The sequence below is a fragment of the Pseudomonas sp. PvP025 genome (assembly GCF_017832155.1).
Taxonomy (GTDB): Bacteria; Pseudomonadota; Gammaproteobacteria; order Pseudomonadales; family Pseudomonadaceae; genus Aquipseudomonas.
Window position 1 is genome coordinate 312,397 of sequence record NZ_JAFIBJ010000001.1, and the last position, 18,417, is coordinate 330,813.

General features: G+C 57.4%; 13 protein-coding genes, 2 tRNA genes and 3 rRNA genes. 10 read left to right on the forward strand and 8 right to left on the reverse strand.

Annotated elements, in window-relative coordinates; translation table 11 throughout:
- Position 1: 1 nt before the first annotated feature.
- The 6 genes from JOE32_RS01510 to ssuD form a co-directional block, all read right to left on the reverse strand.
- The gene (locus JOE32_RS01510; protein ID WP_209980804.1) at positions 2–562 is read right to left on the reverse strand and encodes a DUF6162 family protein; all 561 of its coding nucleotides are present in this window, start codon (positions 560–562) and stop codon (positions 2–4) included.
- Positions 559–888 carry a hypothetical protein gene (locus JOE32_RS01515; protein ID WP_209980806.1) on the reverse strand — a complete coding sequence of 110 codons (330 nt, stop codon included), beginning with the start codon at positions 886–888 and terminating at the stop codon, positions 559–561. The genes JOE32_RS01510 and JOE32_RS01515 overlap by 4 nt, the downstream gene beginning before the upstream one ends.
- Positions 885–1,421, reverse strand: coding sequence for a thiamine pyrophosphate-binding protein (locus tag JOE32_RS01520; RefSeq protein ID WP_209980807.1), 537 nt, complete (start codon positions 1,419–1,421; stop codon positions 885–887). The genes JOE32_RS01515 and JOE32_RS01520 overlap by 4 nt, the downstream gene beginning before the upstream one ends.
- Entirely contained in the window at positions 1,418–2,611 is a 1,194-nt protein-coding gene (locus JOE32_RS01525; protein WP_209980809.1) for a PepSY domain-containing protein, read from the reverse strand. Before JOE32_RS01525 ends, JOE32_RS01520 begins: the two co-directional genes overlap by 4 nt.
- A 245-nt stretch (positions 2,612–2,856) precedes the next feature.
- Positions 2,857–3,957 carry a sigma-54 dependent transcriptional regulator gene (locus JOE32_RS01530; protein ID WP_209980811.1) on the reverse strand — a complete coding sequence of 367 codons (1,101 nt, stop codon included), beginning with the start codon at positions 3,955–3,957 and terminating at the stop codon, positions 2,857–2,859.
- Positions 3,958–3,989: 32 nt separating this feature from the next.
- Positions 3,990–5,129 carry an FMNH2-dependent alkanesulfonate monooxygenase gene (gene ssuD / locus JOE32_RS01535; protein WP_209980813.1) on the reverse strand — a complete coding sequence of 380 codons (1,140 nt, stop codon included), beginning with the start codon at positions 5,127–5,129 and terminating at the stop codon, positions 3,990–3,992.
- Between the two features lie 254 nt (positions 5,130–5,383).
- Here ssuD and JOE32_RS01540 point away from each other — a divergent pair, with 254 nt between their 5' ends.
- The 3 genes from JOE32_RS01540 (at position 5,384) to JOE32_RS01550 (ending at position 8,903) form a co-directional block, all read left to right on the forward strand.
- Positions 5,384–5,653: a hypothetical protein gene (locus JOE32_RS01540; protein WP_209980815.1), complete on the forward strand. Its 270-nt coding sequence runs from the start codon at positions 5,384–5,386 to the stop codon at positions 5,651–5,653.
- Between the two features lie 232 nt (positions 5,654–5,885).
- Entirely contained in the window at positions 5,886–7,046 is a 1,161-nt protein-coding gene (locus JOE32_RS01545; RefSeq protein ID WP_209980817.1) for an aminotransferase class V-fold PLP-dependent enzyme, read from the forward strand.
- 48 nt (positions 7,047–7,094) lie between these two features.
- Positions 7,095–8,903, forward strand: coding sequence for an aminopeptidase P family protein (locus tag JOE32_RS01550; protein WP_209980819.1), 1,809 nt, complete (start codon positions 7,095–7,097; stop codon positions 8,901–8,903).
- 98 nt (positions 8,904–9,001) lie between these two features.
- On the opposite strand, the gene JOE32_RS01555 is transcribed toward JOE32_RS01550, so the two are convergent.
- Positions 9,002–9,283, reverse strand: coding sequence for a hypothetical protein (locus JOE32_RS01555; RefSeq protein ID WP_209980821.1), 282 nt, complete (start codon positions 9,281–9,283; stop codon positions 9,002–9,004).
- A gap of 166 nt (positions 9,284–9,449) precedes the next feature.
- The gene (gene rhtA / locus JOE32_RS01560) at positions 9,450–10,337 is read right to left on the reverse strand and encodes a threonine/homoserine exporter RhtA (RefSeq protein WP_209980823.1); all 888 of its coding nucleotides are present in this window, start codon (positions 10,335–10,337) and stop codon (positions 9,450–9,452) included.
- Positions 10,338–10,346: 9 nt separating this feature from the next.
- Here rhtA and JOE32_RS01565 point away from each other — a divergent pair, with 9 nt between their 5' ends.
- From JOE32_RS01565 to mrdA, 7 genes are all read left to right on the forward strand, one after another.
- Positions 10,347–10,736, forward strand: a complete 390-nt coding sequence (locus JOE32_RS01565) for a hypothetical protein (protein ID WP_209980826.1) — start codon at positions 10,347–10,349, stop codon at positions 10,734–10,736.
- A 292-nt stretch (positions 10,737–11,028) separates the two neighbouring features.
- Positions 11,029–12,565, forward strand: a 16S ribosomal RNA gene (locus JOE32_RS01570).
- Positions 12,566–12,689: 124 nt separating this feature from the next.
- Positions 12,690–12,766: transfer RNA gene (locus tag JOE32_RS01575), tRNA-Ile, on the forward strand.
- A 30-nt stretch (positions 12,767–12,796) separates the two neighbouring features.
- Positions 12,797–12,872 (forward strand) — tRNA-Ala (locus tag JOE32_RS01580).
- A 237-nt stretch (positions 12,873–13,109) separates the two neighbouring features.
- Positions 13,110–16,001, forward strand: a 23S ribosomal RNA gene (locus JOE32_RS01585).
- A gap of 172 nt (positions 16,002–16,173) precedes the next feature.
- Positions 16,174–16,289: ribosomal RNA gene (gene rrf / locus JOE32_RS01590) — 5S ribosomal RNA — on the forward strand.
- The 16S, 23S and 5S rRNA genes sit together here with 2 tRNA genes alongside, the layout of an rRNA operon.
- A 234-nt stretch (positions 16,290–16,523) precedes the next feature.
- Positions 16,524–18,416: a penicillin-binding protein 2 gene (gene mrdA / locus JOE32_RS01595; RefSeq protein WP_209980828.1), complete on the forward strand. Its 1,893-nt coding sequence runs from the start codon at positions 16,524–16,526 to the stop codon at positions 18,414–18,416.
- Position 18,417 lies beyond the last annotated feature (1 nt).

An 18,417-nucleotide genomic window follows, 5' to 3' on the forward strand; every position in this document is an offset into this window, starting at 1 on the left:
TTCAGTGACGGTGCTGGCGGGTGACGCCGGCATCGAATTGCGCAACCACCTGCCGCCAGCCGGCGGCGATCAGCGCCTGGTCAGTAAGGTCGGAGGGTGCGGCGAGGTTGGCGTTGCGGTTGAGCCAGATATCCGGCTCGCTGCCCTGCACGCGCATCAGCAGTGAACCGCTGGTGGTCGGTGCCTGGCTCAGGCCCAGGTAGGCCGCCGGCGCCAGCAACTGCCAGCGATGGTCGCCACGGCTGACCGAACTTGCGTCCTGGGCAAATGGCGCGAACCCTTCTTCGGCCAGTTGCTCAGGCGTCGGCAGCGCGCTTTGCTCCTGTTGCAGCAGATGGATTTCATCCAGGGTCACCCGCAGGTCGGCGTAGATGCCTTGCTCGGCGGCGCTGAGGTCGCGGCGGGCATCCCACTGATGGCTGGGCACGGCGGCCACTTCGCGGGATTCACCATGCACCGCCACCACGCTGCCCGCCACCGCCAGAATGATCAGGCACAGCAGCAGCACGTAGAGGGTTTCGTGGCCGGCCCCCGCGGGGCGTACAACCTGTGTGGTACTCATTGCGGCTGGATATCCGCTTGGTCGATTTCCACCACATGGCCGGGGCCCGCGTCGAACAGCACATAGAACTCGGCCGAAGGCTTCTTGAAGGTCAGGGTCGAATCCTCGCCGAGCTTGCCCGGCACCAGGATGGTCTCGTCGTAGCCGATCACGTCCAGGGTCACGCCGGGTGCGCCGCTGCCGTCGGAAAATCCGCCTTTGCACTGGATCTGCTCGCCGGGGATTTCCTTGCATTCGCACATCGGGTTGTGAGCCAGCGCCGGGTTACTGAAGCCGGCGCACAGCAGCAGCGCTGCGGCGACGCGGGCCGGATGCATCATGTTCATGGTTTGACTCCTTGCTTGTTCAGCCAGGCGATGGTGGCAGGCGAGGCCTGGCTCAGCGGGATGGAACCCTGGTGCATCGTGCCGTCCCAGCCTTCCATGGTGACCCACAGTTCAGCGTCGGCCGGCGTGCGTTCCGGCACGGGCAGGGCGGCACCCATGCGGTACGGCGTACCGAAGAAGATCACCCCGGCGGCGCGCAGGCTGCGGGGTTTGCCGATACGCAGGTAGGTGGCCTTGACCTGTTCGGCGCAGTTGTCGCACAGGGCGGCGTTGAAGAACTTCATCGGGCCGGCCGGGTCCGGGCTTGGGCCCTCGTTGCGAAATTCGGCGAGTGTCAGGCTCCAGGGCCCGACCTGCACCTGGCCGGCCACCCGTTCGCCCAGGCCGGTGTCGCCGCGAAACAGCGCGGCGTCGGCAAAGTACTTGGGCATGAAACCCAGTGGGATCAGCAGCAGCAGGACATTGATGTGGAAGCGCCATTTGAGCCAAAAGGCGCGCAGTGGCGAGGGCGTTACGGCAGCGACCTTGCTCATGAGTGGACCTGCGAGGAATCGATCGGTTTTGCAATCTGCGCCCGCTGCCCTTTGGCTTCGCGCTTGAGGGCGTTGAGCGTGGCCAGCGCCGTGCGCTTGGTCCAGATCAACAGGCCGCTCAACACCATCATGCTCAGTACGAGGCCGAAGAAGGCCCAGATCAATTTGATCCACAGCCCGCCAAAATCACCGGTGTGCAGCGGACGCATGGATTCGGTGACGAACTCCAGCGTGCTGCGGTCGGACAATAGGTGCGACACGGCGATTTCGCCGTTATAGGGGTTCAGTTGCGCGGTCTGGAACATCAGCGGGTACCAGCCCCGGCCGCCGATCTGCAGGTGGCTATAGGCATTGAGCGGCAGGAAGGCGAAGGTGGCATCCAGCCCGGGAATGCGCTGGGTGGCGATTTTGATCGCCTCGTCCAGCGCAATCATGGGCACCGGCACGCCGGGGGCCGACAACGGCACCTTGTCGCGGGCTATCACCGGCACGATGGGCTCGCTGGAGATGGATATCTGGTTGTCGCCCAGGATCGCCTGGATCAGGAACCAGGTGCCGGTGATGGAGATCACTGCGATGAACCAGATCGACCAGATCCCGCTGAGGCGGTGAAAGTCGCCCCAGAAAATGCGCGCGCCATGGCGGATGCGCAGGGTCGGGCGCAGGAAGCCTTTCCAGAAGCGCTTGTACACCACCAGCCCGGTGATCAGGGACGCCAGCAGCGGCAGACCGAGCAGCGACACCAGGTACCAGCCCCAGCTGTAGCCATGGGTGAACGGCACCAGCCACCAGCCGTGCAGAGCGCGGGTGAATTGCTGGAAGTTGAACGACGGGCTGATGCCCTGGATCGTTCCGGTGTATGGGTTGGCGTAGGCCTCCACTGTGCGGCCGTCGGGGTAGCTGAGGCCGACGGTCAGGGCAAAGTGCGATTCATCGGGGCGGATGATCGATCGCACGATCGCCTTGGGCTCGTCGCGCCCGATGGCAGCGATCACCTGGTCGAAGCTCAGCGGTTGGGCATCATCCGACGGTTTGCTCGCACGGATGTCCGGGTTGGCCAGCCACACGATTTCCTGGCTGACCACTGCCAGGGTGCCGGTGACGCAAACGATCAGCACAAAGAACCAGATGGGCAATGCCAGCCAGCTGTGTACTAGAAACCAGAGTTTTGAGCGTGACTTCTTCGACATGTCAATGCGGGTCTTGATGGGGGAGGGCGATGCAGGCCCGGGAAAGGCCGGTCGTAGCTTTTGCTGACGCGACAGGCTGTATCTAAGTTAAGACGGATGAGGATAAGAAATCCCCAAGGCGCAAATGAAAGAAAATGTTTCAGGCGGTCACGCGGATGCCCTTGTGGGAGCGGGCAAGCCCGCGCCCACATGAGTTCGTCCTATATTTATCGGGGGGGGAGAGGGGCGACGCGTTGCACCGCCGCCTAAACGGACAGGTGCAGTACTCGTTCGCCCTGCATGTTTTCGCCGGGCCGCCGTTTGTTCACCGCCAATTCGCCGATCTTGATCAAGCGCGTGCGCGTCACATTACGGCTCAGGCCCAGCAGACTGGCGGTGTGCACCTGGTTGTAATGGCTGAAGCGGTAGGCAGCGCGCAGCAGCGCGTCTTCGACTTTTTCATGCAGGGCGCCGGCCTGCTCTTCGAACAACTTTTGAAAGGCGCGGGCCAGCAGGGCTTCGGCACTGTTGTCGATGTGCTGACTGTCGTCCTGGCGTTCGATGCGCAGGTTCGACAGGCGCAGGTCTTCGCGTTCGATCACGCGGTTACGGCAGATCAGCAGGGTGTGATGGATGACGTTTTCCAGCTCACGGATGTTGCCCGGCCAGCTGTAGCTCTTGAGTTTCTGCTCGGCCTCACGGCTGATGCTGATCGAGCCGTAGCCCAGGCGCCGGCTGTAGGCTTCGATAAAGTGCCGCACCAGCGGCATGATATCGCCGGGGCGCTCGCGCAACGGGCTGAGCTCCAGGCTGACCACGTCGAGTCGATAATAAAGGTCCTCGCGAAAGTGCCCGGCGTTGATGGCTTTTTCCAGTTGCACGTTGGTGGCCGCGAGCACGCGCACATCGATCGGGATGCTCTTGCGCGATCCCAGGCGCACCACTTCGCGCTCCTGCAATACGCGTAATAACTTGACCTGGATCGCCATCGGCAAATCGCCGATCTCATCCAGGAACAGCGTGCCGCCATCCGCCTCTTCGAACCAGCCAGCCTTGGCGCCAAGGGCGCCGGTAAACGCGCCTTTTTCATGGCCGAACAGTTCGGCTTCCACCAGCGATTCGGAAAACGCGCCGCAGTTGACCGCCACAAATGGCCGGTTGCGTCGCGCGCTGAGGTTGTGGATATGGCGCGCCACCAGCTCTTTACCGGTGCCGGTCTCGCCGATGATCAACACGCTGGCTTCGCTGGGCGCCACTTGCTGAATATGGTCGAGCAGCGCTTGGGATTTGGGATCTTCGAACACCTGGGCCGTGGCGCGGATCGAGGTGGCGAGGGCGGGCGAGGGCGGTAGGGTCAAAAGCTGCATGGTTTGCTCACTCTTTTTGTTTGGCGAAGATCTCAGGTCTTGGCGGGCAGTACATCGTTGGCAATCATTTCGCCAAACGGTCCCGTCAGGTTGGTAACGCCGCGGCCGGCCAGGCTGGCGTACGGTTCCGGCAGCAGGGGAAAGACCAGCTCGGCGAACCGATAGGCCTCTTCCAGGTGCGGATAGCCGGAGAAAATAAAGCTCTCGATCCCGAGGTCGGCGTATGCCTTGATGCGTTCGGCCACCTGCTGGGGGTTGCCCACCAGTGCGGTGCCGGCGCCGCCACGTACCAGGCCGACGCCAGCCCACAGGTTGGGCGCGATTTCCAGGTTGTCGCGACGCCCATCGTGCAAGGCGGCCATGCGGCGTTGGCCTTCGGAGTCGAAGCGCGAGAAGGATTTTTGCGCGGCGGCAATGGTCTCGTCGCTGATGTGTTCGATCAGTTTGTCGGCGGCTTTCCAGGCCTCTTCTGCGGTTTCGCGCACGATCACATGCAGGCGGATGCCGAACTTCACCGTTCGGCCATGGCGCGCGGCGCGCTCGCGAACGTCAGCGAGTTTTTCTGCGACAGCGGCCGGCGGCTCGCCCCAGGTGAGGTACACGTCAACCTGTTCGGCGGCGAGGTCGTGGGCGGCGTCGGAGGAGCCACCGAAGTACAGCGGTGGATAGGGCTTTTGCACCGGTGGGTAGAGCGCCTTGGCGTTTTGCACGCGCAGGTGTTTGCCTTCGAAATTGACCGATTCGCCCTGCAAGACGCGGCGCCAGATTCTGAGAAACTCGTCAGAGACTTCGTAGCGTTCGGCGTGGTCGAGAAAGCTGCCGTCACCACGGTTTTCATCCGGATCGCCGCCGGTGACCACGTTGATCAGCAAGCGACCGTTGGACAGGCGATCCAGAGTGGCAGCCATGCGTGCCGAGACAGTGGGCGAGATGATGCCAGGGCGAATCGCTACCAGATAACGCAGGCGTTCCGTCAGCGGTACCAGCGCCGAGGCGATGACCCAGGAGTCTTCGCACGAGCGACCGGTAGGAATCAACACGCCGTAGTAACCCAGGCTGTCGGCCGCCTGGGCGACCTGCTTCAGGTAATTGAGCGTGACCGGGCGAGCACCCTGGGTAGTGCCCAGGTAATGACCGTCGCCATGTGTTGGCAGAAACCAGAAAACATCCATGACAGATCCTTGAGCGATATTCAGCAGGGAGATGGCGCATGCGCTTTTAAAGGCGGCATTAGTTATAAAAGGTTATGTTTATTCCGTAAATGAACGTATTTCTCTATTTATAGAACATAATTGAATATGAGTGTTTTTCTGTCGAAGCGGACGAAACGGTTGATAGCGACTATCACGGGCGGTGATTTTTCACCTGGAGGGGTCGGGAGTAGCCTGTGTTCATTGACTCATAACCGACTTCCAGGGCCATTGCCATGAACCGTTCACTCGCCGTTTTGCTACTGCTCGTTACCTCTGTGCTGGCCGGATGTGCGACACATCCGGCGCCGCAATTGCGTCCCTATACTGCTGAAGAAACCCGCCAGTTGGCGCTGGAAGCGTTGAGCCGTCGCAGTTTGTCGTTTGATGATTATCAGCAGCAGCGCGCCGCACTGACCCGGCAGTCGCCCAAGCCGATCGGTTTTGATCGCCAGGGCGAAATGAATGCAGAGCGCAGCGTCAAGTTGTTGGGTCGTCCCAGTTGAGCGTGCAGCCGGTGGCAAAAAGCCCGAGGTTTCCAGGGAGGAATCTCGGGCTTTTTGTTTGCCATGGGATCACTTCAGCCTGTTAAGCTGATTTTCAAGACCGTTCCTACGCACATTTACACACAGTGGCCCTTCTTCAATGGCACTTGATCGGTTAAACCTGACGAACTCTGTTCTGGTCAATGCCCCGGGATGTTGCTCTCGGTAATACGCTCTGCGAGTTTTTAACGTCATGAATAAACGTCCGTTGTATTTCGACTACGCCGCCACCACACCGGTGGATGAGCGCGTGATCCAGGTGATGGTCGAGTGCCTGGGCTTGAATGCCAACTTCGGCAACCCCGCGTCCAGTTCCCATGCGTTTGGCCAGGCGGCCCGGCATACGGTTGAGCAGGCACGTGGCCAGGTGGCCGAATTGGTGGGTGCCCGGCCCGAGCAGATCGTCTGGACCTCCGGCGCCACTGAGTCCAGCAACCTTGCGATCAAGGGTGTGGCCCAGGCGCGTGGAGTGCCGGGTGGGCATGTCATCACCAGCCAGATCGAGCACAAGGCCACGCTGGATACCGCTCGGCAACTGCAGGACACCGGCGTGGCGGTGACCTACCTGGTGCCGGACGCCGATGGCCTGATCAGTGCCGATGCGGTCAGCGAAGCTTTGCGCGAAGACACTTTTCTGGTCTCGCTGATGCTGGTGAACAACGAGCTGGGTACCCTCAACGACATCCCGGCCATCGGTGCGCGCGTGCGAGCGCACGGCGCGTTGTTTCATGTGGATGCGGCGCAGGGTGCGGGCAAGGTGGCTATCGACCTGGCCCAGTGGCCAGTGGATCTGATGTCATTTTCCGCTCACAAGCTTTACGGTCCCAAGGGGATCGGCGCGTTGTATGTCGGGCCCCGTGCGCAGCAGAAGGTGCTGGCGCAGATTCACGGTGGTGGTCACGAGGGTGGTCTGCGTTCCGGCACTTTGCCCACGCACCAGATTGCCGGCATGGGCACGGCATTCGCCCTGGCGGCGCAGTCTTTTGCTGAAGAGAAGGCACAGATCGCGGCCTTGCGTCAGCGCTTGCTGGATCAACTGCAGTCAATTGCCGGCGTGCGCCTCAATGGCAGCCCCACGCAACGTATTCCCCACACGTTGAGCCTCACGTTCAGTGAAGGCGAATTCAATTCCGCTGCACTGAGTGCGGGCATTGCGTTTTCAGCGACGTCGGCGTGCAACTCGGCAAGCAACGCGCCGTCCCACGTTCTTCTAGCGTTGGGGCATGATGCGCGTGCTGCCGGTCGTACCATTCGCTTGAGCCTCGGTCGGTTTACCACCGAGCAGGATATCGATGAAGCCGTGCAACTGATCAAGGCAGCAGTCGCCAGTGCACCGGCATTCTGGGCTGTCTGAGTTTTGATTCGCACACATAATAATGATGAGTGGTTAGCAGGAGACACAATGAGTACGCAGCCTTTGACCCATGGCACGGTGCCCCGGCGCCTGGCAGTTACCCGTGAACTGATGAGCCGCGAGGGCATTCATGCTCTGCTGGTGCCCTCGGCCGACCCGCACTTGTCCGAATACCTGCCGGGTTACTGGCAGGGCCGCCAATGGTTGTCGGGGTTTCATGGCTCGGTGGGAACGCTGATCGTCACTGCGGATTTTGCCGGCGTATGGGCAGACAGTCGCTACTGGGAACAGGCGACCAAGGAGCTCAAGGGCAGCGGCATCGAGCTGGTCAAGCTGCAACCGGGTCAACCCGGCCCACTGGAATGGCTGGCCGAACAGACTCCCGAAGGCGGTGTGGTGGCAGTGGATGGCGCAGTAATGGCCGTGGCCTCGGCGCGTACCCTGGGCGGCAGGCTGGCCGAGCGGGGCGCGCGCTTGCGCACCGATATCGATGTGCTCAGTGAAGCCTGGCAGGACCGACCGCCGCTGCCGAATCAGCCGATTTACCAGCATCTGCCGCCGCAGGCGACCGTCAGCCGTGGCGAGAAGCTTGCCGCTCTGCGCGCCAGCCTGGCAGAAAAGGGTGCCGATTGGCATTTCATCGCGACCCTGGATGACATTGCCTGGTTGTTCAACCTGCGCGGCGGCGACGTGTCGTTCAACCCGGTGTTTGTGTCCTTTGCCTTGATCAGCCAGCAACAGGCCACCTTGTTTGTGGCCCTGAGCAAGGTCGATGCCGAGCTGCGTGCCGTGCTCGAGCAGGATGGCGTGACCCTGCGTGATTACAGTGAGGTGGACGATGCGCTGCGTGCAGTGCCGTCAGGTGCGAGCTTGCAGATTGATCCGGCACGGGTGACGGCGGGTTTGCTGGAAAACCTCGATGCTGACGTCAAGTTGGTGGAAGGCCTCAACCCGACCACGCTTGCCAAATCCCGCAAGAGTCTGGCCGACGCGGAACATATCCGTCAGGCGATGGAGCAGGATGGTGCGGCCTTGTGCGAATTTTTCGCCTGGCTGGACAGCGCTCTGGGGCGTGAGCGTATTACCGAGTTGACGATTGATGAGCACCTGACCGCTGCGCGTGCGCGTCGCCCGGGTTATGTGTCGCTGAGTTTCAACACCATTGCCGCGTTCAACGCCAATGGCGCGATGCCGCACTACCACGCGACTGAAGAAGAGCATGCGTTGATCGAGGGTGATGGCTTGCTGCTGATCGACTCGGGCGGCCAATACCTGGGGGGCACCACGGATATCACGCGGATGGTGCCTATCGGTACGCCGAGTGAAGAGCAGAAGCGCGACTGCACGCGGGTGCTCAAGGGCGTGGTTGCCTTGTCACAGGCGCATTTTCCCAAGGGCATTCTGTCGCCGTTGCTGGACGCCATCGCACGCGCGCCGATCTGGGCTGAAGGTGTTGATTACGGTCACGGCACTGGTCACGGTGTAGGTTATTTCCTCAATGTGCACGAAGGTCCTCAGGTGATTGCCTATCAGGCCGCCGCCGCGCCACAGACGGCGATGCAACCGGGGATGATTACGTCCATTGAACCTGGCACGTATCGTCCGGGCCGCTGGGGGGTGCGCATCGAGAACCTGGTGTTGAACCGTGAGGCGGGTAAAACCGAGTTCGGTGAGTTCCTCAGGTTTGAAACCCTGACCCTGTGTCCGATTGATACGCGTTGTCTGGAGGCGTCGTTGCTGACGGTTGACGAGCGCGCATGGCTCAATGCTTACCATGCCGAGGTGCGTGAACGTTTGAGCCCATTGCTCAATGGCGCCGCGCTGGAGTGGTTGCTGGTGCGTACCTTGGCTATTTGAGAGGTTGCGGTTGGGGCGCCCGGGTAAGGGCGCCGTTGCGGCGATGGTCGAGTGGGCTAGGCTATACAGAAGCAGTCATGGGCGGACTGCTCAGGCGATTACTTGCAGATGACGATCATGCTGCGACTGGTGTAACCGGCAGGGTTGAGGCCGAACGGATAGTCCCCGGGTTCTTCGGAGTTTTCGCCGGACTTGGCGATCACCCGGTAGCCCTTGGCGCCGCATGCGTTGGCCGCACTGGTGTAGCACTGGTCCCAGGAGGAGGACAGGCCGGAACAGTTGATATGCAGCCCTTTTTTGCCCCGCTTAACTTCTGTCTTGGTGGTCGCGGCACAGCCTGAAACGGCCACGATCACTAACAGTATCAAAATTCGCTTCATTCGCATCCTTAATAGCCGCTTGGCAAAACTGCTTGAAGCAGGCTGTGTTCGCTCTCGATTGTGCGTCCGCGCTGTCCTTGTCGAAACTCTCCATGAATGCTATCCGTTTACGCCCTAAACATGGCCTAAAAGAGCAGTAAATACCATCCCCGGTGTTGAAAGATGATCAGTCGACAGGCACCAGCGGTTTGGCTTGGTTACGCATCGTCAGGGTTGCGCCTGTGGACGCCAGGATGATGCAGGTGATGGCCATCCATTGCGCGAAGGAGAGGTGTTCATGCAGAAAGAGCAAACCCGACAGCGCGCCGAATGCGGGTTCGATGCTCATCAGTGTGCCGAATGTGCGGGCAGGAAGACGGGTGAGCGCGACCATCTCGAGGGTGTAGGGCAGGGCGGTTGAGAGAATAGCTACGGCGATGGCGACGGGTATCAAGGCTGGCGTCAACAGTGCGCTGCCGGCGTGTACGATACCGATCGGTGCGACGAACAGGGCAGCGATCATTACACCCAGCGCTGCGGTCTGGACGCCATTGTCATTACCGGCCTTTTGCCCGAACAGTATGTAGAGCGCCCAGCACGCGCCTGCGCTCAGCGCGTAGGCAGCACCTGTCAGGTCAATGCTATTGCTGGCTTCGCCGGTTGGTATGAGCAGGAGCAGGCCGATAATCGCTAGCGCGATCCATAGAAAATCTATTGCCCTGCGCGAGGCGTAGATCGCCACAGCGAGAGGGCCGGTGAACTCAAGGGCTACCGCAATACCCAGGGGGACGGTGCGCAGCGACATATAGAAGAGGAAGTTCATGCCGCCCAGCGCTATCCCGTAGATGAACACGGTGCGCAGCGATCTCGCCGTGAACGTGGCGCGCCACGGACGTAATATGAGCAGCATGATAATGCTGGCGAAAATCAGGCGCAAAGTGGTGGTGCCTTGTGCGCCAACGACCGGGAACATGCTTTTGGCCAGCGAGGCACCGGTTTGGATCGAGGCCATGGCTATTAACAGGAGGCCTACCGGGAACAGCGTCGATGCCAGGCTGCGGGGTGCGGTGATCATTAAGGAAGTTTGTCCAGGGTTATTAACGGCAGAGGACGCTATGATGCTCAAGTGTGGCTTGATGAGCAATATATTGCTCAACGCAACGTGCCTATGCCTATAAAGAGTGGCCTGCTCAAATTGGTATGGATTGATAGAAAATCAAAATTAAGGGTTGACGGCAGATTCTGGATGTCTATAATTCGCCCCACTTCCGGCGCAGTCGAAACGGAAAACTCCTTGGTAAACAAGCAGTTATGCAAGATTCGACAGCGAGTTGCTTCAGTTCATCGAAGTCCAGAAGAAGTTGATAGTGTGGTGTTGTTTGGCGCTATTAACGTTTCGATCTTCTCGGTCGAAAGCGGAGGAAAAGAGGTGTTGACAGCAGCGTGTAATGCTGTAGAATTCGCCTCCCGCTAACGAGAGATCTGAAGCGCAAGTGGTTGAAGTTGTTGAAGAATTCTTCGAAAGCTTCTGAAAATAATCACTTGACAGCAAATGAGGCTGCTGTAGAATGCGCGCCTCGGTTGAGACGAAAGATCTTAACCAATCGCTCTTTAACAACTGAATCAAGCAATTCGTGTGGGTGCTTGTGGAGTCAGACTGATAGTCAACAAGATTATCAGCATCACAAGTTACTCCGCGAGAAATCAAAGAATAACCAACGATTGCTGAGCCAAGTTTAGGGTTTCTTAAAAACCCAAAGATGTTTGAACTGAAGAGTTTGATCATGGCTCAGATTGAACGCTGGCGGCAGGCCTAACACATGCAAGTCGAGCGGTAGAGAGAAGCTTGCTTCTCTTGAGAGCGGCGGACGGGTGAGTAATGCCTAGGAATCTGCCTGGTAGTGGGGGATAACGTTCGGAAACGGACGCTAATACCGCATACGTCCTACGGGAGAAAGCAGGGGACCTTCGGGCCTTGCGCTATCAGATGAGCCTAGGTCGGATTAGCTAGTTGGTGGGGTAATGGCTCACCAAGGCGACGATCCGTAACTGGTCTGAGAGGATGATCAGTCACACTGGAACTGAGACACGGTCCAGACTCCTACGGGAGGCAGCAGTGGGGAATATTGGACAATGGGCGAAAGCCTGATCCAGCCATGCCGCGTGTGTGAAGAAGGTCTTCGGATTGTAAAGCACTTTAAGTTGGGAGGAAGGGCAGTTACCTAATACGTGATTGTTTTGACGTTACCGACAGAATAAGCACCGGCTAACTCTGTGCCAGCAGCCGCGGTAATACAGAGGGTGCAAGCGTTAATCGGAATTACTGGGCGTAAAGCGCGCGTAGGTGGTTTGTTAAGTTGGATGTGAAATCCCCGGGCTCAACCTGGGAACTGCATTCAAAACTGACTGACTAGAGTATGGTAGAGGGTGGTGGAATTTCCTGTGTAGCGGTGAAATGCGTAGATATAGGAAGGAACACCAGTGGCGAAGGCGACCACCTGGACTAATACTGACACTGAGGTGCGAAAGCGTGGGGAGCAAACAGGATTAGATACCCTGGTAGTCCACGCCGTAAACGATGTCAACTAGCCGTTGGAAGCCTTGAGCTTTTAGTGGCGCAGCTAACGCATTAAGTTGACCGCCTGGGGAGTACGGCCGCAAGGTTAAAACTCAAATGAATTGACGGGGGCCCGCACAAGCGGTGGAGCATGTGGTTTAATTCGAAGCAACGCGAAGAACCTTACCAGGCCTTGACATCCAATGAACTTTCTAGAGATAGATTGGTGCCTTCGGGAACATTGAGACAGGTGCTGCATGGCTGTCGTCAGCTCGTGTCGTGAGATGTTGGGTTAAGTCCCGTAACGAGCGCAACCCTTGTCCTTAGTTACCAGCACATAATGGTGGGCACTCTAAGGAGACTGCCGGTGACAAACCGGAGGAAGGTGGGGATGACGTCAAGTCATCATGGCCCTTACGGCCTGGGCTACACACGTGCTACAATGGTCGGTACAGAGGGTTGCCAAGCCGCGAGGTGGAGCTAATCCCACAAAACCGATCGTAGTCCGGATCGCAGTCTGCAACTCGACTGCGTGAAGTCGGAATCGCTAGTAATCGCGAATCAGAATGTCGCGGTGAATACGTTCCCGGGCCTTGTACACACCGCCCGTCACACCATGGGAGTGGGTTGCACCAGAAGTAGCTAGTCTAACCTTCGGGAGGACGGTTACCACGGTGTGATTCATGACTGGGGTGAAGTCGTAACAAGGTAGCCGTAGGGGAACCTGCGGCTGGATCACCTCCTTAATCGACGACATCAGCTGCTCCATAAGTTCCCACACGAATTGCTTGATTCATTGAAGAAGACGATAGAAGCAGCTTTAAGCTCCAAGCTGATAGCTCTTAGCTAATCAGTTACGCGCTCGAAATTGGGTCTGTAGCTCAGTTGGTTAGAGCGCACCCCTGATAAGGGTGAGGTCGGCAGTTCGAATCTGCCCAGACCCACCAATTTTGTGTGGGAAACGCCTGTAGAAATACGGGGCCATAGCTCAGCTGGGAGAGCGCCTGCCTTGCACGCAGGAGGTCAACGGTTCGATCCCGTTTGGCTCCACCATTAACTGCTTCTGCTGTTAGAGTTTAGAAATGAATATTCTGAAGTGAATATTGATTTCTAGTCTTTGATTAGATCGTTCTTTAAAAATTTGGGTATGTGATAGAAAGATAGACTGAACGTTACTTTCACTGGTAACGGATCAGGCTAAGGTAAAATTTGTGAGTTCTCTTAACTGAGAAATTCGAATTTTCGGCGAATGTTGTCTTCACAGTATAACCAGATTGCTTGGGGTTATATGGTCAAGTGAAGAAGCGCATACGGTGGATGCCTTGGCAGTCAGAGGCGATGAAAGACGTGGTAGCCTGCGAAAAGCTTCGGGGAGTTGGCAAACAGACTTTGATCCGGAGATGTCTGAATGGGGGAACCCAGCCATCATAAGATGGTTATCTTACGCTGAATACATAGGCGTAAGAGGCGAACCAGGGGAACTGAAACATCTAAGTACCCTGAGGAAAAGAAATCAACCGAGATTCCCTTAGTAGTGGCGAGCGAACGGGGACTAGCCCTTAAGTGGCTTTGAGATTAGCGGAACGCTCTGGAAAGTGCGGCCATAGTGGGTGATAGCCCTGTACGCGAAAATCTCTTAGTCATGAAATCGAGTAGGACGGAGCACGAGAAACTTTGTCTGAATATGGGGGGACCATCCTCCAAGGCTAAATACTACTGACTGACCGATAGTGAACTAGTACCGTGAGGGAAAGGCGAAAAGAACCCCGGAGAGGGGAGTGAAATAGATCCTGAAACCGTATGCGTACAAGCAGTGGGAGCCCACTTTGTTGGGTGACTGCGTACCTTTTGTATAATGGGTCAGCGACTTATTTTCAGTGGCGAGCTTAACCGAATAGGGGAGGCGTAGCGAAAGCGAGTCTTAATAGGGCGTCTAGTCGCTGGGAATAGACCCGAAACCGGGCGATCTATCCATGGGCAGGTTGAAGGTTGGGTAACACTAACTGGAGGACCGAACCGACTACCGTTGAAAAGTTAGCGGATGACCTGTGGATCGGAGTGAAAGGCTAATCAAGCTCGGAGATAGCTGGTTCTCCTCGAAAGCTATTTAGGTAGCGCCTCATGTATCACTGTAGGGGGTAGAGCACTGTTTCGGCTAGGGGGTCATCCCGACTTACCAAACCGATGCAAACTCCGAATACCTACAAGTGCCGAGCATGGGAGACACACGGCGGGTGCTAACGTCCGTCGTGAAAAGGGAAACAACCCAGACCGTCAGCTAAGGTCCCAAAGTTATGGTTAAGTGGGAAACGATGTGGGAAGGCTTAGACAGCTAGGAGGTTGGCTTAGAAGCAGCCACCCTTTAAAGAAAGCGTAATAGCTCACTAGTCGAGTCGGCCTGCGCGGAAGATGTAACGGGGCTCAAACCATACACCGAAGCTACGGGTATCACGTAAGTGATGCGGTAGAGGAGCGTTCTGTAAGCCTGTGAAGGTGAGTTGAGAAGCTTGCTGGAGGTATCAGAAGTGCGAATGCTGACATGAGTAACGACAATGGGTGTGAAAAACACCCACGCCGAAAGACCAAGGTTTCCTGCGCAACGTTAATCGACGCAGGGTTAGTCGGTCCCTAAGGCGAGGCTGAAAAGCGTAGTCGATGGAAAACAGGTTAATATTCCTGTACTTCTGGTTATTGCGATGGAGGGACGGAGAAGGCTAGGCCAGCTTGGCGTTGGTTGTCCAAGTTTAAGGTGGTAGGCTGAGATCTTAGGTAAATCCGGGATCTTAAGGCCGAGAGCTGATGACGAGTGTTCTTTTAGAACACGAAGTGGTTGATGCCATGCTTCCAAGAAAAGCTTCTAAGCTTCAGGTAACCAGGAACCGTACCCCAAACCGACACAGGTGGTTGGGTAGAGAATACCAAGGCGCTTGAGAGAACTCGGGTGAAGGAACTAGGCAAAATGGCACCGTAACTTCGGGAGAAGGTGCGCCGGTGAGGGTGAAGGACTTGCTCCGTAAGCTCATGCCGGTCGAAGATACCAGGCCGCTGCGACTGTTTATTAAAAACACAGCACTCTGCAAACACGAAAGTGGACGTATAGGGTGTGACGCCTGCCCGGTGCCGGAAGGTTAATTGATGGGGTTAGCTAACGCGAAGCTCTTGATCGAAGCCCCGGTAAACGGCGGCCGTAACTATAACGGTCCTAAGGTAGCGAAATTCCTTGTCGGGTAAGTTCCGACCTGCACGAATGGCGTAACGATGGCGGCGCTGTCTCCACCCGAGACTCAGTGAAATTGAAATCGCTGTGAAGATGCAGTGTATCCGCGGCTAGACGGAAAGACCCCGTGAACCTTTACTATAGCTTTGCACTGGACTTTGAATTTGCTTGTGTAGGATAGGTGGGAGGCTTTGAAGCGTGGACGCCAGTCTGCGTGGAGCCAACCTTGAAATACCACCCTGGCAACTTTGAGGTTCTAACTCAGGTCCGTTATCCGGATCGAGGACAGTGTATGGTGGGTAGTTTGACTGGGGCGGTCTCCTCCTAAAGAGTAACGGAGGAGTACGAAGGTGCGCTCAGACCGGTCGGAAATCGGTCGTAGAGTATAAAGGCAAAAGCGCGCTTGACTGCGAGACAGACACGTCGAGCAGGTACGAAAGTAGGTCTTAGTGATCCGGTGGTTCTGTATGGAAGGGCCATCGCTCAACGGATAAAAGGTACTCCGGGGATAACAGGCTGATACCGCCCAAGAGTTCATATCGACGGCGGTGTTTGGCACCTCGATGTCGGCTCATCACATCCTGGGGCTGAAGCCGGTCCCAAGGGTATGGCTGTTCGCCATTTAAAGTGGTACGCGAGCTGGGTTTAGAACGTCGTGAGACAGTTCGGTCCCTATCTGCCGTGGACGTTTGAGATTTGAGAGGGGCTGCTCCTAGTACGAGAGGACCGGAGTGGACGAACCTCTGGTGTTCCGGTTGTCACGCCAGTGGCATTGCCGGGTAGCTATGTTCGGAATAGATAACCGCTGAAAGCATCTAAGCGGGAAACTAGCCTCAAGATGAGATCTCACTGGAACCTTGAGTTCCCTGAAGGGCCGTCGAAGACTACGACGTTGATAGGTTGGGTGTGTAAGCGCTGTGAGGCGTTGAGCTAACCAATACTAATTGCCCGTGAGGCTTGACCATATAACACCCAAGCAATTTGACTACTCCTGACTTGGAAACAAGTAGAAGCATCAGATTGCGGTGTGTGAAGACGAGATGAACCGAAAGTTCGACGCTCACAAAACACCGACAGCTGTCACATACCCAATTTGCTGAAGCGAGGCCATCTGGCCACGACTCAGTACCCGAATTTCTTGACGACCATAGAGCATTGGAACCACCTGATCCCATCCCGAACTCAGTAGTGAAACGATGCATCGCCGATGGTAGTGTGGGGTTTCCCCATGTGAGAGTAGGTCATCGTCAAGATTAAATTCCGAAACCCCATTTGCGAAAGCAGATGGGGTTTTGTTTTGGGCGTTGGAAAAGTATTCACTAAACGTGCACCGTTTTGATCGACGTCCGACGCCATCACCGACCTGCCGTTCGGGAAATCGATGCAAAGTGTTTCTGCATTTTTGGTATGGTGCACCACCTTTTCACAAGGATTGATCTCTTTCCGCAGGATGCGGCGTCGACCTTCTTCAACGAGATGCTGTAGAAATGCCAGGACCCATACCGATCAAAGATCACGAAAAAGAAAATAGCTTGGTCAACAAGCGCCTGCTGGCCTGCGCCCTGCTGGTGATTGGCATCACCTGTGCCCTGGTGGGCCGCTTGTATTTCCTGCAGGTGGTGCAGTTCGATTACCACTCCACGATCTCTGAAAACAACCGTGTCCATGTTCTGCCCATCACCCCAACCCGCGGCCTTATTTATGACCGTAACGGCGTGGTGCTGGCTGACAACCGTCCCAGTTACAACCTCACCATCACCCGGGAGCGCGCCACTGATCTCAAGGGGGAGCTGGACGCCATCGTCAGCCTGCTGCACTTGCCTGCCGAAGACCGTGCGGTATTCGACAAGGCATTGAAGCAGGCACGTCATCCTTTCGTTCCTGTCACATTGTTTTACGAGCTGACGGAAGAACAGATTGCTCTGTTTGCGGTTAACGAATTCCGCCTGCCCGGAGTGGATGTCGAACCGCAGTTCGTTCGGCATTACCCGCTCGGTGCGCATTTCGCACACTCCATCGGCTACGTTGGTCGTATCAACGAGAAAGAATCCAAGGCCCTGGATTCGGTGGAGTACCGTGGCACCCAGTCCATCGGTAAAACCGGTATTGAACGCTTCTACGAATCCGAGTTGCATGGTCATGTCGGCTATGAAGAAGTCGAGACCAATGCCCAGGGCCGTGTATTACGAGTGCTGAAGCACACTGATCCGATCCCCGGTAAAAATATTGTCCTGAGCCTCGACGTTCACCTTCAGGAAGCCGCCGAAGAGGCCCTGGGCGACCGTCGTGGCTCGGTGGTCGCTCTCGATCCGCAAACCGGCGAAGTGCTGGCCATGGTCAGCAAACCCAGTTTCGATCCGAACCTGTTCGTCACCGGTATCAGTTTCAAGGAGTACGCCGCACTGCACGACTCCATTGACCGACCGCTGTTCAACCGCGTCCTCAGAGGCTTGTACGCCCCAGGCTCAACCATCAAGCCGGAAGTGGCCATCGCGGGCCTGGACAGTGGCGTCGTCACCCCGCAAACCCGTGTGTTCGACCCGGGCTACTATCAACTGCCGGATTTCGATCACAAATACCGCAACTGGAACCACAGTGGCGACGGCTGGGTGGACATGGATGCGGCGATCATGCGCTCCAACGACACCTACTTCTACGACCTCGCCCACAAGCTGGGCATCGACCGCCTGCACGACTACCTGGCCGAATTCGGCCTCGGCCAGAAAGTCTCGCTGGACATGTTCGAAGAGTCCGCAGGCCTCATGCCATCTCAGGCCTGGAAGCGCGCGACCAGACGTCAACCCTGGTTCCCCGGCGAAACGGTGATCCTCGGTATCGGCCAGGGCTATATGCAGGTCACGCCGTTGCAGTTGGCCCAGGCCACGGCCTTGATCGCCAACAAGGGCGTGTGGAATCGGCCGCATCTGGCCAAGACCATCAATGGTGTGCCGCCGGTGGACGAAAACCCGATGCCCAATGTCGTTCTCAAGGATCCGCGTGACTGGGAGCAGGTCAATCACGGCATGCAACTGGTGATGCACGACCCGCGCGGCATCGCTCGGGCTGCGGCACAGGGTGCGCAATACCGCATCGCCGGCAAGAGTGGTACGGCGCAGGTGGTGGCGATCAAGCAGGGCGAGCGTTACAACCGCGACAAGACCCTGGAGCGCCATCGTGACAACGCCTTGTTCGTCGGCTTCGCGCCGGCCGAGCACCCTAAAATCGTGATCTCGGTGATGATTGAAAACGGCGAAGCCGGCGGACGCGTGGCCGGCCCTGTGGTCAGGCAGATCATGGACGCCTGGCTGCTCGACCAGGAAGGCCACCTGAAGCCGCAGTACGCGACGCCGAGCAAGGCGCCAGGTGACCCGCGCGTCTAGA